We start from the raw sequence: 16199 nt of genomic DNA, 5'->3' as shown, positions 1-16199 counted from the left end.
CCGAAGCAAGCGCACATCTCCGAGCGAGGCGCACGGTGAACCGAGCGACCGCACTGCGGCGGTCTCAGAGATCGCGGTCGAAGAGGTCGTCCCAGGTCTCGCGGCGGATGACGGCGCGGGCCTCGCCGTCGCGCACGAAGACCACGGGCGGGCGCCGGTAGCCGTTGTAGTTGTTCGCCATGGTGTGCGTGTACGCGCCCGTCGCGGGGACGGCGAGGAGGTCGCCGACCCGCGGCGCGGGAACCCGCAGCGGGTCGATCAGCACATCGCCGGACTCGCAGTGCCGCCCGACGACGAGCACGTCCTCCTCGGGCTCCTCGTTCATGCGGGCCGCGAGAGCCGCCTCGTAGCGCTGCGCGAACAGCGCCACCTCGAGGTTGTCGCCCATCCCGCCGTCCACCGCGACGAAGGTCCGCGCATCGCGCTTGACGGTCGTCACGGTGTAGAGCGTCATCGCCGAGCCGTTCACCATGCTGCGGCCGGGCTCGATGATGAGCTCCGCCCCCGCGGGGAGGTGCTCCCGCGCGGCGGCGAGCAGCGCCTCGACGTACTCGGCGACGCTCGCCGGGTGCTCGTCGTAGGTGTAGCGCGCGCCGAGCCCGCCGCCGAGGTCGTACACCGGGAAGGTGCCGAGCTCGGCGAGCGGGGCGACGGCGGCCGCCAGCTCGGACGGATCCATGATCTGCGATCCGACGTGAGCGTGCACGCCGCGCATCGAGAGCTTCGGGCTCGCCTCGATCCGCGCGATGAGCTCCTTCGCGACCGGGATGGTGAGGCCGAACTTGGATCCGACCTGCCCGGTCTGCACGTGCGGGTGGGTCGACGACTCGACCTCGGGAATGATCCGCACGAGCACGTCCTGCGTGCGCCCCTCCGGCACGAGCTGCTCGAGGCGGTCCACGTCGTCCGCGTTGTCGACCACGACCAGGCCGAGGCCGGCGTCCACCGCGATCTGCAGCTCCTCGGTCGACTTGGCGTTGCCGTGCAGCACGAGCAGAGCCGGATCCACCCCCGCGCGGAGGGCGCTGAGGATCTCGCCGCCGCCCGCGACGTCGAGCCCCAGGCCCTCCTCGACCATCACGCGCTGCACCGCGGTCGCCGGGAACGACTTGGACGCGAACACGACGCGCGCGTTCGGCCACCGCGAGGTCAGCTCGGTGCGGTACTCCCTGGCCCGCGCCCGCAGAGCGGGCTCGTCGACGACGATCGCCGGAGTGCCGAACTCCCGCGCCAGGTCGTCGACGCGGCAGCCGCCGAACCGCAGCGTGCCGTCGGGGTCGACGGTGGTCCCGGCGGGGAACAGGTCGAGGATCGGGTGCGGCATGGTCACATCCTTCGGGTCGGTGCGGTCACTTCGGGGGTGCGGTCAGCGTCTCACAGGGCGCGGCGCGGGACGACCACGACGGGCACGGGGGAGTGCCGGACGACCTTGGTCGCGTTCGAGCCCAGGAAGACCCGGGCGAGGGGCCCGAGACTGCTCGATCCTACGACCAGGACCTCGTCCGGGTCCCATTCCACGTCGTCGACCGCGGCCTCCCAGGTGTCGGCCAGGCCGATCACCGTGCCCGCGAGCTCGGGCGGGTCGGGCAGGGTGGACACCTCGGAGAGGAGTCGCGCCACGTCCGCCTGGATGTCCTCTGCCCACTTCTCGGCGATGCCCCGCTCCGCGTCGAGCCCGGCGCCCGCCGTGCCGGAGGTGCGCGGGACCACGGCGAAGGACGCGATCCGCAAGGACGCGCCCACCGCGGCCGCGACCGTGGCCGCATCGAGCACGAGGGTCGAGGACGAGTCCGTGCCCCGGTACGCGGCGGTGACCCGGCCGACCCTGGCGTCGCCCTTCGTGCGGAAGCCGCGGGGCGCGATCGCCACAGGGACGGGGGAGGCGTGCAGCAGTGCGTCGCTCTCGGATCCCAGGGCGATCCGCCCGAGCGGGGCGGCGGAGGAGGATCCGATCACGATCATGCCGACATCGCGCAGCTCTGCGAGCTCGAGCAGCCCGCGCCGGGCGGAGGCCGCCTCGTGCAGCACGAACTCCGCCCGCACGGACCCGCCCAGCACCGCGGCGGCGTGGTCGAGCACGGCGTTCGCGGTCTCGTGGGTGTAGGCCTGCCACTCGGCGTCGTCTCGGGCGGCGGCCGCGCGCGGCCAGGTCTCCGGGATCACCGTCGTGACGATCAGATCGGTGTCCGCGGAGCGCGCCAGCATCGCCGCGAGGTGCAGCACCGACGCCGAGCGGCTGGCGGGGTTCAGGCCGACGAGCAGGCTCATCGCTCGCCGTCCGTCCGGCGTTCGGCCGCGGCCCGGCGCACCTCGCCGGTGCTCGGCTGGGCGACGGCGGTGGTGTACGGGACGTCCGGGGCGGCGACGACCGGGTGGCCGGCCCCCAGCGCCGAGTGCTTGCGCCCGTAGAACCAGTAGAAGACGAGGAACACGGCCGCCCAGGCGACGAACACGAAGATCGTGATCGGACGCAGCTGGGTGATGATCGCGATGCAGCCGATGATCGAGAGGAGCGGGATCGTCCAGCCGAGCGGCAGACGGAAGCCGCGCTCCAGCTCGGGTTCGCGCACGCGCAGGATGATCACGCCGATCGACACCACGAGGAAGGCGACGAGGGTGCCGATGCTGGTCATCTCGGCGAGGAAGTTGATCGGCACGACGGCGGCGAGGACGCTCGTCGCGATGACCACGATGATCGTGTTGTTCACGGGGGAGAGGGTGCGCGGGTCGACCTTCGCGAACACCGGCGGGATCATGCCGTCGCGCGACATCGCGAAGAGGATCCGGGTCTGGCCGTAGAGGCAGACCAGGGTCACCGAGAAGATCGAGATGATCGCGCCGATCGCCACGACCGTGCCCGGCCAGGTGGATCCGATGATGTTCTGCAGGATCGCGGACAGGCCCGCATCCTGGTTCTCGAACTTCTCCGGGGCCTGCGCGCCGAGCGCGGCGAGGCAGGTGAGCACGTAGAGGGTGATGATGATGCCGAGGGCGAAGATGATCGCGAGCGGCAGGTTGCGCTTCGGGTTCTTCGCCTCGTCGCCGGCGGTCGAGACGGCGTCCAGACCGACGAACGAGAAGAAGATGATCCCCGCGCCGCCGACGATGCCGGCGAAGCCCGCGGGGGCGAAGTTCTGGAAGTGGTCGGCGTTCCAGCCGGTGAAGGCGACCGCGCAGAAGAACAGCACGACCGAGATCTTGATCACGACCATGATGCTGTTGACGAGGGTCGACTCGCGGGCGCCCCGCATCAGGAGCAGCCCGCAGAGCACGATCACGATGACGGCGGGGACGTTGATGATGCCGCCCTGCTCCGGAGCCTGCGACAACTGCACCGGGATCTGCCAGCCGAACAGGTTCTGCAGCAGCTGGTTGACGTACTGCGACCAGCCGACCGCGACCGCTGCCGTGGAGACGCCGTACTCGAGGAGCAGACACGCGCCGACCGCCATCGCGGTCCCTTCGCCGAGTGTGGCGTAGGCGTAGGAGTAGGTGGATCCGGACACCGGCACGGCGCCCGCCATCTCGGCGTAGCAGAGGGCGGTCAGCCCGGCCACGACGCCTCCGATCACGAACGACCAGATCACGGCCGGGCCGGCGATGGGTACGGCCTGCGAGAGGATGAAGAAGATTCCCGTGCCGAGCGTGCCGCCCACGCCGATCATGGTCAGCGAGAACAGTCCGATGCTGCGTTTCAGGTGCACCTCGCCGGCGCCGACCGGTGTGGTCGGCTTCCGGCGCAGCAGCTGCTGGGCGATGGTGGTCATTCCAGTCTCCTTCGATTGGATGTGTGATCCTGCGCGGTCCGGGTCCGGCAGGATCAGGTGTCAGTCTTCTCTCGTCACCCGGAATCGCGCTACGTCGGGATCGACCGCACCGCGGACGTATCCGCTCGGTGACGCGGCCACGGCCTGGAGGAACGCCACGGTCTGCGCCGTGATCTCCTCGCCCGGGATGACGTTCGGGATCCCCGGAGGGTACGCGGCGAGGGTGTCGGCCGAGACGCGGCCGACCGCCTGCGCGGCGGGGACGAGCTCTGTGCCCGCGAAGTAGGCGTCGCGGGGGAGCATGCGCAGCGCGCCGGAGGGTGGCAGCGCGGGGAAGTCGGCGGTGTCGGCCTGCGCGCGCTCAGCGTGCGCCTCATCGGAGTCGACCGCCGCGGACAGCACGCGGTGCACGTGCTCGAGGTCCGGCGTCTTGCCGGCGCCGATGAGCGCGACGAGTGCGGTCGCCGTCGAGATCTCGAAGTAGATGCCCTCGACCTCGAGCAGGTGCTGGCGCAGCCAATGGCCGCTCACCCCGGTGGCCGAGACGTCGATCGGCACGCGGAGCGGGTCGGTCGCGACGATGTCGTCGAAGGCGCCGAAGCCGTCGTCGAGGACGGTGAAGCGGGGATCCTCGCGCAGTGCGGCGCGGAACGCGTTCGCGGCGACGATCGAGCGGCCGATCTCCTCGGCGCCCGTCATGAGCGAGTGCCGCGCGATGTCGAGCGAGGCGGTGAGCAGAGCCGAGGAGGACGTCGATGACGTCGTGGACACGGCGCGCTCGATCAGGGGCTCCAGGCGGTCGGCGAATGGGCCGTCGCCGAGGTGCAGCATCGCGGACTGGGTGAGGGACCCGGCAAGCTTGTGCGTGCTCGAGACCACGAGGTCCGCGCCGAGGCGGGCGGGCGACTCCGGGAGGTCGGGGTGGAAGCCGAAGTGCGGCCCCCAGGCCCCGTCCACGATCAGCGGGGCGCCGTGCACATGCGCGACCTCGGCGAGTCCGGCGACATCGGCCACGGATCCGAAGTAGCTCGGCGAGACGATGTAGACGGCGCTCGCCGCCTGGCCCCGTGCGGCCGCCGCGGTCAGCGCGTCGTCGAGAGCTGCGGGGGAGACGCCGTGTGCGACGCCGTGACGGCGGTCGACCGAGGGCAGCACGAACGACGGCGTGAGACCGGCCGTGAGCACGCCGTCGCTGAAGCTCGAGTGCGCGCTGCGCTGCGACAGGATGTTCGCGCCGAGGCCGCGCACGGCGAGCGCGGCGATCCGGTTCGCCTGAGAGGCGCCGCCGGCGAGGAACCAGGTGCGCCGCGCGCCCCAGGCGTCAGCGGCGAGCTCGAGCGCCTGGGAGAGGGGGGAGGCCTCGCCCAGGTCGATGTCGTCGAGGAGCATCGGCACGTCGAGCTGCAGCACGCGCTCGCCGAAGTACTCCGCCAGGCGGGCGCTGATGCCGCGGCCGTTTCCGCTGTGGCCGGGCACCATGAGCTGGATCGGCGATCGGCTCGCGTGGCGCTCGAGCGCGTCGGCGTAGGGGGTCGCTGCGTGGCGGAGATCTCGGGTGATCGAGGACCCGCTGGACGCGACGGGTGCGGCCGCGACGAGGGACTCGGTGAAAGGCATTCCCCCATGGTGAGGGCGGAGCCGGCGGGAAGGAATCCCTCGAACTTCATCCGCCTCACATATCCTGTATGTGACTGGACGGTCCGAAACGGCCTGATCCCACATAGGAGGTTGGTGTCATGGTCGATCTGCGGCAGCTCGAGGCGCTCCGAGCGGTGCATGCCGAGGGTTCCGTGACCGCGGCCGCGCGCCGTCTCGGCTGGGGGCAGCCGACCGTCGACTACCATCTGAAGAACCTCGAGCGCCTGGTCGGATCCCCGGTGCTGCTGCGCTCGCCGCGGGGCAGCCGGCTCACGCCCGTCGGAATGCTCCTGCTCGACAGGGCCCAGGAGATCCTGACCCTGAGCGAACGCGCTATCCGCGACGCGAGGGAGCTCACCCAGATGGGCCGGGTGAGGCTGCGGTTCGGGACGTTCCCGACGGCCGCGGCGAAGATCCTGCCGGCGGTCGTCTCCCGCGTGAACGACTTCGGGATCGAGATCGACGCCGTGCTCGAAGAGGTGCCCACGCTCGTCGAACGGATCAACCGCGGTGGGCTGGATGCCGCCCTCGTCTACACCGTGCCCGGGTACGAGCTGCCGTTCCGGCCGCACGTCGCCGCGGTCGAGGTCCATCGGGATCCGCTCCTGCTGGCGCTGCCGTCCGGCCATCCGCTCGCCACGCCCGGCCCGATCGACCTGCCGACGATGCTCACGCTGTGGCAGGAGCGCTGGCTCTTCGCCGCGGCGGGGGACGATCCGATGGACACGATCGTGGTCGACGCGTTCGCCGCCGAGGGGCACGCGCTCGAGGTCGCGATCAGGACGGACGACTTCCAGGTCATGCTCGGGATGATCGCGGCGCGCCTGGCCGTCGGACTGCTCCCACGGCTCGCGGTCGGCAATGCGCATCCGGGCATCGTCCTGCGCCCGATCGAGGATCCGGCGTTCGCGCGCTCGGTGCTCGTGGCGACCTCGGCCGAGGGCTCGCCGCGCGGCCCGTCGACCGCGGTGCGGCAGCTGGTCCTGGCGATCCGCGACGGCTTCGCCGCGCTGTCCTTCGACTGAGGGCTTCTGCGGTTCGTCGAGGGACACGCCCGGCGTCCGGGATTCGCCGCACCGATTCGCATCCGATCGAAACGGTGTTGTAAGCTGAGTGAGTTGTCGCGGGAAGCCGCGAACAGCGTCTGGGCCTGTGGCGCAGCTGGTAGCGCACCTGCATGGCATGCAGGGGGTCAGGGGTTCGAGTCCCCTCAGGTCCACCAAAACACGACGAAGCCCCCGAGAGATCGGGGGCTTCGTCGTTCCCGTCGCGCGGATGTCCTGGTCCGCCGGCCTGTGTGTGCCGCCGGTTCGACGGCACCACCCCGGCGCTCAGTCCTCCTGCTTGTCGTGCTTCTCCTCGTGCCTCTCGTGCCGCACGATGAGGACGGGGCAGTGCGCGTGCGTCGCGCAGGTCGCACTCACGGATCCGAGCAGCAGTCCGGTGAATCCTCCGCGGCCCCGGCTGCCCATCACCAGCATCTCCGCGCCACGGGTCTGCTCGATGAGCACGGGCGCGGCGGGGCCGGCCAGCACCGACGCCGAGAGATCCGCCGGCGGGTCCCCGGCGAACACGTCCTTGATCGCGGCGTCGAGGACGACCGCCGCGTCCTTGTCCGGCGTCCAGCCCGCGCTCGGATACAGGTCGATGAGGGCCGGGTAGTCCCACGTCGTCACCGCACGCAGCGGGACGCCGAGGGCGGCGGAGAGCTTCGCCGCATAGCGGAGGGCGTCGAGCGACGGGTCGGAGCCGTCGACGCCGACGAGGATGGGGGCGTTCGCAGAGGTGTTCATGCGCTCAGCCTCCTCCGGCAGCGCGGCCACGACCGGGACGAAAGTCACTTGCGCACGGCGGGAGCGCGCGGAAGGGTGAGAGCAGGAGCGGATCCGCGCGCCACCGGAGAGGAGATCCCCGAGGACATGGCAGTGCTGAAGGCGATGAGACGCCAGCCGACGATCCCCCTCGCCCTCCTCACCCTCGTCGTGGTCCTCGTGCTCGACACGACCGGCCAGCATCTCGCGGCGCGCTGGCTCGCCACGGTCGTCGTCGGGGCTTTCGTGGTCTGGACGCTCGTGCAGATGATCCGCGAGATGCTGCACGGCCGGTTCGGGCTCGATGTCCTCGCGATCGTGGCCATGGTGGCGACCCTCGTCGTGGGGGAGTACGTCGCGGCGCTCATCATCGTGCTGATGCTGTCCGGCGGAGAGGCGCTGGAGGACTTCGCCGCGCGACGCGCCAAGCGCGAGCTCACCGCGCTGCTGGAGCGCTCGCCGCAGACCGCTCACATCGTCGAGGCCGATGACGTCGAAGGGGAGCGGGTGCGCGACGTGCCCGTCGACGACGTCGCCGTGGGCGATCTCCTGCTCGTGCGTCCCTCGGAGATCGTGCCGGTCGACGGCGCACTCCTCACCGACGAGGCCTCCTTCGACGAGTCGTCGCTCACCGGTGAGAGCCTGCCCGTGGGACGCAGCGCCGGCGACACCGTGCTCTCCGGCGCCGTCAACGGCAGCCGTGTCGTGCGGATGCAGGCTCTGCGCCGCAGTGCCGACAGCCAGTACCAGCAGATCCTGCTGCTGGTGCGTCAGGCGCAGGAGTCGCGTGCGCCCGTGGTGAGGCTCGCCGACCGGTTCGCGATCCCGTTCACCGCGGTGTCGTTGGTGCTCGCGGGCCTGGCCTGGGCGCTCTCCGGCGAAGCCGTGCGGTTCGCCGAGGTGCTCGTGCTCGCGACGCCGTGCCCCCTGCTGATCGCGGCCCCCGTCGCCTTCCTCGGCGGCCTGTCGCGCTCGGCGCGGGCGGGCATCGTGCTCAAGGGCGGCGCGGTGATCGAGACGCTCTCCCGGGTGCGCTCGGCCGCGTTCGACAAGACCGGCACGCTCACCCGCGGTCGCCCCGCGCTGGTGGCCGTGCGGCCCGCAGGAGGATTCTCCGCGGACGAGGTGCTGCACCTGGCCGCGTCCGCGGAGCAGTACTCCTCGCACGCGCTCGCGGAAGGCATCCGTGCCGCAGCGCGGCAGCGCGGTCTCGCGCTCGCCGCGGCGGAGGACGCGGGCGAGGTCGCCACGAACGGCGTCATGGCGCGCATCGGCGGGCGGACCGTGGTCGTGGGCAAACCCGCGTACGTCGCCTCGCTCGTGCCGGAGTTCGCGCGCACCGACCTCGCGCCGGGCGAGGCCGCGGCCTACGTCGCCATCGACGGCCGGCACGCCGGAGCGCTGGTGCTCGCCGACGCGCCCCGCGCCGAATCCCCTGGCGTCGTCGCGTGGCTGAGCGCCCACGGGGTCGAGCGCGTGGTCATGCTGACCGGCGATGCCGAGGCCACAGCGATGTCGATCGCGCAGACGGTCGGGATCACCGGTGTGCATGCCGAGCTCCTGCCGGACGACAAGGTCCGCCTCGCCCGTGATCTGCGGCCGCGCCCCCTGATGATGGTCGGCGACGGGGTCAACGACGCCCCCGTCCTCGCCGCCTCCGACGTGGGGATCGCGATGGGGGCGAAGGGGGCGACGGCGGCGGGTGAGGCGGCGGACGCGGTGATCCTCGTCGACTCCCTGGCCAAGGTCGTGCACGCGGTCGAGATCGGCCGGCACACCGTCCGGGTCGCGCTGACGGCGATCTGGATCGGGATCGCACTGAGCATCGCGCTCATGATCGTCGCCATGACCGGCGTCATCCCCGCGGTCGCGGGCGCGCTGATCCAGGAGCTCGTGGATCTCGCGACGATCCTCTACGCGCTCCGGGCGCTGCGGGGCCCGCTGACCTCGGAGAGCGACATCGCGGCAGAGCATCCCGAGGCGGGACCAAAGGCCCGTCGTGATCACGAGGAGAGGACCAGGCTGTGAGCATGAGCGAGACGCCCCCGATGACACCCGCCACGACCCCGGGGAGCGTCGGCGACGCGGACCTCGCGAGCATCGACGCCTGGTGGCGTGCGGCGAATTACCTCAGCGTCGGGCAGATCTACCTCCTGAACGACCCGCTGCTGCGCCGGCCGCTCGTGCCGGAGGACGTCAAGCCCCGACTGCTCGGGCACTGGGGGACCACCCCCGGGCTGAACTTCCTCTACGCGCACCTCAACCGCGTCATCCGGGATCGTGCGCTCAGCTCGATCTTCGTCACCGGACCGGGGCACGGCGGCCCCGGCATGGTCGCCAACGCCTACCTGGACGGCACCTACTCCGAGATGTATCCGGACATCGCCCGGGACGAGGACGGCGTGCGCCGGCTGTTCCGGCAGTTCTCGTTCCCGGGCGGGATCCCGAGCCACGTCGCCCCGGAGACGCCGGGATCCATCCACGAGGGCGGCGAACTCGGGTACTCGCTCAGCCATGCCTTCGGCGCCGCGTTCGACAACCCCGACCTCGTGGTGACCTGCGTCGTCGGCGACGGCGAGGCCGAGACCGGGCCCGCCGCGACCGGGTGGCACTCGAACAAGTTCCTGGATCCCGTGCAGGACGGCACGGTGCTGCCGATCCTGCACCTGAACGGCTACAAGATCGCCAACCCCACCGTGCTCGCCCGGATCCCGGAGCGTCGCCTCGTCGAGCTCTTCCGCGGCTTCGGCTACGCGCCCTACGTGTTCACGGCGGGGTTCGACGGCGAGGATCCGCTCAGCATCCACCGCCGCTTCGCCGAGCTGCTCGAGGAGGTGTTCGACGAGATCGCGCGGATCCGCACGGAGGCGCGCGCCGGCCGTTACCACTCCGACGATCCCGTGATGGCGACCCCGGAGTGGCCGATGATCATCCTGCGCTCGCCGAAGGGATGGACCGGGCCGCACGAGGTCGACGGCGTGCTCGTGGAGGGCACCTATCGCGCCCACCAGGTCCCGCTCGCCAGCGCGCGGGACACCCCCGAGCACCTGCGCATCCTCGAGGACTGGATGCGCCGGTATCGCCCGGAGGAGCTCTTCGACGATGCGGGCGCACCCGTCGCCCTCATCGAGCGGCTCGCCCCTCGCGGAGAGCACCGGATGAGCGCGAACCCCGTCGCGAACGGCGGGCTGCTGCGCACGCCGCTGTCGCTGCCCGACTTCCGCGACTTCGCCGTGGACGTGCCGGCGCCCGGTGCCACCACGGCCGAGGCGACCCGGGTCCTGGGCACCTGGCTGGCGGAGGTGATCCGGCGCAATCCCGAGGACTTCCGGATCTTCGGGCCGGACGAGACGGCGTCGAATCGCCTCGCGCCCGCGGTCTACGAAGCCACGGACAAGCAGTGGACCGCCCAGATCCTGCCCACGGACGACCACCTCGCCCGCGTCGGCCGGGTCATGGAGATGCTCAGCGAGCACCAGTGCCAGGGGTGGCTGGAAGGGTATCTGCTCACCGGCCGGCACGGTCTGTTCACCTGTTACGAGGCCTTCATCCACATCGTCGACTCGATGTTCAACCAGCACGCGAAGTGGCTCAAGGTCACCAGGGAGATCCCGTGGCGGCGTCCGATCTCGAGCCTGAACTACCTCCTCACCAGCCATGTCTGGAGGCAGGACCACAACGGGTTCAGCCACCAGGATCCGGGATTCATCGACCATGTCGTCAACAAGAGCGCCGAGGTGGTGCGGGTCTACCTCCCGTTCGACGCGAACACGCTGCTGTCGACCTACGATCACTGCCTGCGCTCCGTGGACTACGTCAACGTCGTCGTCGCCGGGAAGCAGCCGGCCGCGAACTGGCTCACCATGGACGAGGCCGTGCAGCACTGCACGCGCGGGCTCGGGATCCTGGAATGGGCGGGCACCGAGGTGACGGGGGAGGACCCGGACGTGGTCCTGGCCGCGGCGGGCGACATCCCGACGCTCGAAGTGCTCGCCGCCGCGCAGATCCTGCGCTCGGCCCTTCCCGACCTGCGGGTCCGGGTGGTCAATGTGGTCGATCTGATGCGGCTGCAGTCGGAGAGCGAGCATCCGCACGGGCTCTCCGACCGCGAGTACGACGCGATCTTCACCGTCGACCGCCCCGTCGTGTTCGCGTACCACGGCTATCCCTGGCTCATCCACCGCCTCGCGTACAAGCGGCACGGCCACGACAACCTGCACGTGCGCGGCTACAAGGAGAACGGCACCACCACGACGCCCTTCGACATGGTCATGCTCAACGACCTCGACCGCTATCAGCTCGCGATCGACGCGATCGACCGGGTCCCCGGCCTCGCCCAGCGCTGCGCCGGACTGCGTCAGGACCTGCAGGACGCCCGGCTGCGCGCTCGCGCCTACACCCGCGCGCACGGCGAGGACATCCCCGAAGTGGCCGAGTGGGCCTGGGATCGTGGTCGCTGAGGACCCGGCGAGCAGCTCAGCCGTACCGGTCGACCGCGGAGCGCGGGTTTCCGGCGCCGAGGCGCCGAGCCCGGTCCGTCGAGTCGCGGCACAGGAGGCGGACCAGGTGCTGCACGAGCTCGGATCCGGACTCTCGGGCCTGGATCCCGCCGGAGCGGCGGCGCGTCTCGCCGCGGACGGGCCGAATGCGATCCGCATGCACCGCGCCCGCCCCTGGCGGGTGCTGGGAAGACAGCTGCGCAGCCCGATCGTGCTGATGCTGTTCGGCACGGCGTTCGTCGCGGGTCTCGTGGGGGACGCGACCGACGCCGGGGTGATCGGCGCGATCCTGCTGCTCAGCGTCGGACTCGGCTTCGTCAACGAGTTCCGCGCCGAGCGCGCCGCCGATGCGATGCACGATCGGATGCGGCACGTGGCGATCGTGCACCGCTCCGGGGCGACCCTGCGGGTGGATGTGACCGAACTCGTCGTGGGGGATCTCGTCGCCCTGTCCGTGGGATCCGTGGTGCCGGCCGATCTGCGCCTCGTCCGCGCGGAAGGCCTCGAATGCGACGAGAGCATCCTCACCGGCGAGTCCGTCCCCGCGGTCAAAGGCGTGGCGCCGGTGCCGGCGGGGACCGGGGTCGGCGAGCTCTCCTGCTGCGCGCTCATGGGCACCGTCGTGCATGCCGGCACCGCGCTGGGCGTGGTGGTCGCGACCGGGCGCGACGCGGAGTTCGGGCGGATCGCCGCGGGGCTCGCGGCGCAGGAGCCGCAGACCGAGTTCCAGCGCGGCCTGGGCAGGTTCTCGTCCTTCCTGCTGATCGTCGCGCTGGTGCTCACCACGAGCATCTTCGCGGTGGCCGTCGCGCTGGGGCGGCCCCTGATCGAATCGCTGCTGTTCTCGCTGGCCATCGCGGTCGGAATCACGCCGCAGCTCCTGCCGGCCGTCGTGAGCACGAGCCTCGCGGCAGGGTCGCGCGCGATGGCCCGGCGACGCGTGCTCGTCAAGCGCATGGTGTGCATCGAGGACCTCGGCGACCTCGACCTGCTCGTCACCGACAAGACCGGCACGCTCACGAGCGGCGAGATCACGTTCCGCGAGGCCGTCCCGGTGTCCGGCGGCACGCCTCAGGCGCTCGCGGAGCGCGGCCTGCTGGCCTCGGACGCGGACCTCGCCGCTCCCTCCGGCATCGGCCTGAACGCGCTCGATGCCGCACTGCTCGCCGGGGTCGCCGATCGCAGCGGGCTGGTCGGCTGGCGCCGGCTGGACGCGATCCCGTTCGATCATGAGCGCCGCACGACGACCGTGCTCGCCCGGCGGGACGGCGAGGATCCGATGATCATCGTGAAGGGCGCGGCCGAGTCGGTCCTGCCGCGGTGCGAGGGGGTGCCGGACGCTGCGTCGGCTCGACTGGACGACCTGTACCGGGAGGGATTCCGGGTCGTGGCGGTGGCAGGGCGCCGGGCTCCCGGTGCGGAGACGCTCGCCGTCGCAGCGGAGGGGGCCGACGGGAGGCTGACCCTCGACGGGTTCCTGGTGTTCACGGACGAGATCAAGCCCGGCGCGAGAGCATCCCTGCTGCGACTCGCGGACCTCGGCATCTCGGTCAAGGTCTGCACCGGCGACGGCGCGGTGGTCGCGACCCGCACCTGCGCCGACCTCGGCATGACCATCCAGGGCACGCTCACCGGGGATCAGATCGACGAGCTCGACGACGGGCGGCTCATCGAGCTCGCCGAGCGCACGACCGTCTTCGCCCGGGTGTCGCCCGAGCAGAAGGCGCGCGTGGTGCGGGCGCTGCGTCACCAGGGCCGGGCCGTGGGCTTCCTCGGCGACGGCGTCAACGACGCCCTCGCGCTGCACGGAGCCGACGTCGGCATCTCCGTGGACTCGGCGGTCGACGTCGCGAAGGATGCGGCCGACGTCCTCCTGCTCGACAAGGACCTCGACGTGCTCGCCGACGGCGTGACCGAGGGGCGGCGCATCTTCGCGAACACGATCAAGTACGTGATGATGGGCACGTCCAGCAACTTCGGCAACATGTTCAGCGCCTCGGCCGCCTCGATCGTGCTGCCGTTCCTGCCGATGCTGCCCGGTCAGATCCTGCTCAACAACCTGCTCTACGACGCGAGCCAGCTCGTGATCCCCGCCGACCGGGTGGATCCGGAGCAGCTGCGCGCACCCTCGCACTGGGACATCGCGGCAGTCCGCCGTTTCATGCTCCTGTTCGGCCCGATCTCCTCGCTCTTCGACTTCGCCACGTTCGGCCTGATGCTGTTCGTCTTCCATGCCGCACCGCCCGAGTTCCGCTCCGGATGGTTCATCGAGTCGATCGCCACGCAGACGCTCATCGTGTTCGCGATCCGCACCCATCGGGTGCCGTTCTTCCGCAGTCGGCCGGCGCCGGTGCTGGTCGTCACCGTGCTCGCGGCGATCGCGGTCGGAGCGTGGCTTCCCTACTCGCCTCTGAACGGGCTGCTCGGGTTCACGCCGCTTCCGGCGCCCTTCTTCCTCGCCCTCGTCGGCATGCTGATCCTGTATCTCGTGCTCGTCGAGCTCGCGAAGCGCGGGTACTTCCGGCGGGTGGGCGCGCACCCTCCCAGGGCTCGCGCGCCCCGGCGTCCGGCGCGGCGCGTGCTCCGCCGGGCCGCCCGGTTCACCGCGCGATCAGGACGCTGAGCGGAGGGACGCCGTCCGGGCCGTCCGGCGGATGCCGGCGGGACTTTCGGCCCGGGCCGTCGTCGCGGCAGGGCGCACGATCGGGACATGGACACCGAAGTGGAGAGGGAGCCGACACGGCCCCTCGAGGAGAGCGAATGCTGGGAGCGGATCCGCCGGGCGCCCTACGGGCGGATCGCCGTCGCCGCGGCGGACGAGATCGACGTGTTCCCGGTCAACCACGCCGTGCTCGACGGGACGATCGTGTTCCGCACCGCGGCGGGCACGAAGCTGCTCGAGCTGACGATCCGGCAGCGGGTCGTGTTCGAGATCGACGGGGCCGACGACGCCGAGGCCTTCAGCGTCGTGGTGAAGGGCCTCGCCGAGGAGTTCGACCGTGATGCGGACACGCTGGCCGCGGAGCGCACGGGGGTGACACCGTGGGCGCCGGAGCCCAAGGACCGCTGGGTGCGGATCCGGCCCACGGCGGTGACGGGGCGGATCTTCGCGCGAGGCTAGCCGGTCCTGGGCAGCAGTGGGCGCCCGCCTCACCACTCGCTGCGATCGCGGGCGGCCTCCAGGTCGCGCAGGGCGCGTACGTCGTCACGGGTGGCGATGCCGCCGCGCTGCAGGATCCGACGGGGGAGCCAGGCGGGGAGGGGGAGCCGTGCGCGACGCGGCGCCTCCCGCGGCGGGACGGGGCGTGCCGCGGATCCGGCACGGGGCAGGAGCGGAAGGGAGGGGTGGGATGCTGCGGTCTCGGTCATGGCTCTAAAGCTACGATCGGTTGATTCCTGCCACCAGATGGCGGAAAGCCTTTCCTCATAAAGATTCAGCCAGTACCATGAGGGCATGATCCGCAGCGTCACTCTTCCCGTCATCGACGGGCTCGCCGTCTTCGAATTCGGCCTGCTCAGCGAGGTGTTCGGGCTGGATCGCAGCGTCTACTCCGATGTGCCCGCGTTCGACTTCCGCGTCTGCGGCATCGAGGCCGGCCGGCCCGTGAGCACCGAAGTGGGGGCCCAGGTGATCCCGGCGCACGGCCTCGAGGCGATGGAGCACGCCGATGTGATCGCCGTGCCGGCGGCTCGCGTGCGGCCGGCCGACGAGTACCCGGCGGAGCTGCTGGACGCGCTCCGGCGCGCCGCCGATCGGGGTGCGATCCTGCTCAGCGCCTGCTCGGGAGCATTCGTCCTCGGCGCGGCGGGCCTGCTCGACGGGCGGCCCTGCACGACGCACTGGCGCTACGCCGAAGAGCTGCAGCGCCGGTACCCGAGCGCGCGCATCGACCCCGACGTGCTCTTCGTCGACGACGGGGACCTCATCACCAGCGCCGGGACCGCCGCCGGCATCGACGCGAGCCTGCACCTGGTGCGCCGCGAGCTCGGCAGTGCGATCGCGAACGTCATCGCGCGCAACATGGTGGTGCCGCCGCAGCGCGACGGGGGCCAGCGTCAGTACATCGAGCGCCCGGTGCCGAAGGTGTCCAGCGACGCGCTGAGCGACGTGCTCGCGCACATGGACGACAACCTCGCCGACGCCCACTCCGTCGCCTCGCTCGCGCAGCGCGCGCACATGTCCAGCCGCACCTTCGCGCGCCGGTTCGTCGCGGAGACGGGGGTGACGCCGATGCAGTGGCTCGCCGCTCAGCGGGTGCTGCAGGCGCGCCTGGCGCTGGAGACGACCGACGCCTCGATCGAGGAGATCGCCGCGTCCTGTGGCTTCGGCAGCGCCACGCTGTTCCGCCACCACTTCACCCGCGAAGTCGGGATCGCCCCGACCGCGTATCGCCGGTCGTACGCGTGTGACGTCGCGGAGTCGGATGTTCGCCCGGTCGACGCCTCGTCCGGGCACGCTCTGCTGACGACGTAGCAGGGCTCGG

At 71.4% G+C, this 16199-nt stretch carries 12 protein-coding genes and 1 tRNA gene; 7 read left to right on the top strand and 6 right to left on the bottom strand.

Annotated elements, in window-relative coordinates; all coding sequences use genetic code 11:
• Positions 1-64: 64 nt before the first annotated feature.
• From lysA to WFJ01_RS05935, 4 genes are read right to left on the bottom strand one after another with little or no spacing between them, the layout of a single operon-like run.
• Positions 65-1324 (bottom strand): diaminopimelate decarboxylase, encoded by a 1260-nt coding sequence (lysA, locus tag WFJ01_RS05950; RefSeq protein WP_336628517.1) that lies wholly within the window; start codon positions 1322-1324, stop codon positions 65-67.
• Positions 1325-1374: 50 nt separating this feature from the next.
• Complete coding sequence (locus WFJ01_RS05945) at positions 1375-2268, bottom strand: universal stress protein (protein ID WP_292885910.1); 894 nt, start codon at positions 2266-2268, stop codon at positions 1375-1377.
• Positions 2265-3767: an amino acid permease gene (locus WFJ01_RS05940; RefSeq protein ID WP_336628516.1), complete on the bottom strand. Its 1503-nt coding sequence runs from the start codon at positions 3765-3767 to the stop codon at positions 2265-2267. Before WFJ01_RS05940 ends, WFJ01_RS05945 begins: the two co-directional genes overlap by 4 nt.
• Positions 3768-3827: 60 nt before the next feature.
• Entirely contained in the window at positions 3828-5384 is a 1557-nt protein-coding gene (locus WFJ01_RS05935; protein ID WP_336628515.1) for an aminotransferase class I/II-fold pyridoxal phosphate-dependent enzyme, read from the bottom strand.
• Positions 5385-5503: 119 nt separating this feature from the next.
• Between WFJ01_RS05935 and WFJ01_RS05930 the strand changes: the two genes are divergently transcribed.
• Entirely contained in the window at positions 5504-6430 is a 927-nt protein-coding gene (locus tag WFJ01_RS05930; protein ID WP_336628514.1) for a LysR family transcriptional regulator, read from the top strand.
• A gap of 121 nt (positions 6431-6551) precedes the next feature.
• Positions 6552-6627 (top strand) — tRNA-Ala (locus WFJ01_RS05925).
• 109 nt (positions 6628-6736) lie between these two features.
• Here WFJ01_RS05925 and WFJ01_RS05920 read toward each other — a convergent pair.
• Positions 6737-7198 carry a universal stress protein gene (locus tag WFJ01_RS05920; RefSeq protein WP_336628513.1) on the bottom strand — a complete coding sequence of 154 codons (462 nt, stop codon included), beginning with the start codon at positions 7196-7198 and terminating at the stop codon, positions 6737-6739.
• 126 nt (positions 7199-7324) lie between these two features.
• Here WFJ01_RS05920 and WFJ01_RS05915 point away from each other — a divergent pair, with 126 nt between their 5' ends.
• The 4 genes from WFJ01_RS05915 (at position 7325) to WFJ01_RS05900 (ending at position 14836) form a co-directional block, all read left to right on the top strand.
• The gene (locus WFJ01_RS05915; RefSeq protein WP_336628512.1) at positions 7325-9244 is read left to right on the top strand and encodes a heavy metal translocating P-type ATPase; all 1920 of its coding nucleotides are present in this window, start codon (positions 7325-7327) and stop codon (positions 9242-9244) included.
• Positions 9245-9246: 2 nt separating this feature from the next.
• Positions 9247-11676, top strand: a complete 2430-nt coding sequence (locus WFJ01_RS05910) for a phosphoketolase family protein (RefSeq protein WP_442928021.1) — start codon at positions 9247-9249, stop codon at positions 11674-11676.
• On the top strand, positions 11666-14338 hold the full coding sequence (gene mgtA, locus WFJ01_RS05905; RefSeq protein ID WP_336628511.1) for a magnesium-translocating P-type ATPase: 2673 nt from the start codon (positions 11666-11668) through the stop codon (positions 14336-14338). Before WFJ01_RS05910 ends, mgtA begins: the two co-directional genes overlap by 11 nt.
• An 87-nt stretch (positions 14339-14425) precedes the next feature.
• The gene (locus WFJ01_RS05900) at positions 14426-14836 is read left to right on the top strand and encodes a pyridoxamine 5'-phosphate oxidase family protein (protein ID WP_251441655.1); all 411 of its coding nucleotides are present in this window, start codon (positions 14426-14428) and stop codon (positions 14834-14836) included.
• A gap of 29 nt (positions 14837-14865) precedes the next feature.
• On the opposite strand, the gene WFJ01_RS05895 is transcribed toward WFJ01_RS05900, so the two are convergent.
• Positions 14866-15084 carry a hypothetical protein gene (locus WFJ01_RS05895; protein WP_336628510.1) on the bottom strand — a complete coding sequence of 73 codons (219 nt, stop codon included), beginning with the start codon at positions 15082-15084 and terminating at the stop codon, positions 14866-14868.
• Between the two features lie 85 nt (positions 15085-15169).
• On the opposite strand from WFJ01_RS05895, the gene WFJ01_RS05890 reads away from it, so the two are divergent.
• Positions 15170-16189 (top strand): helix-turn-helix domain-containing protein, encoded by a 1020-nt coding sequence (locus WFJ01_RS05890; protein WP_336628509.1) that lies wholly within the window; start codon positions 15170-15172, stop codon positions 16187-16189.
• Positions 16190-16199 lie beyond the last annotated feature (10 nt).

This window comes from Microbacterium sp. MMO-35, from assembly GCF_037147555.1.
In the GTDB taxonomy this organism is placed as follows: domain Bacteria; phylum Actinomycetota; class Actinomycetes; order Actinomycetales; family Microbacteriaceae; genus Microbacterium.
This window is presented reverse-complemented; position numbering and strand designations above follow the sequence as displayed.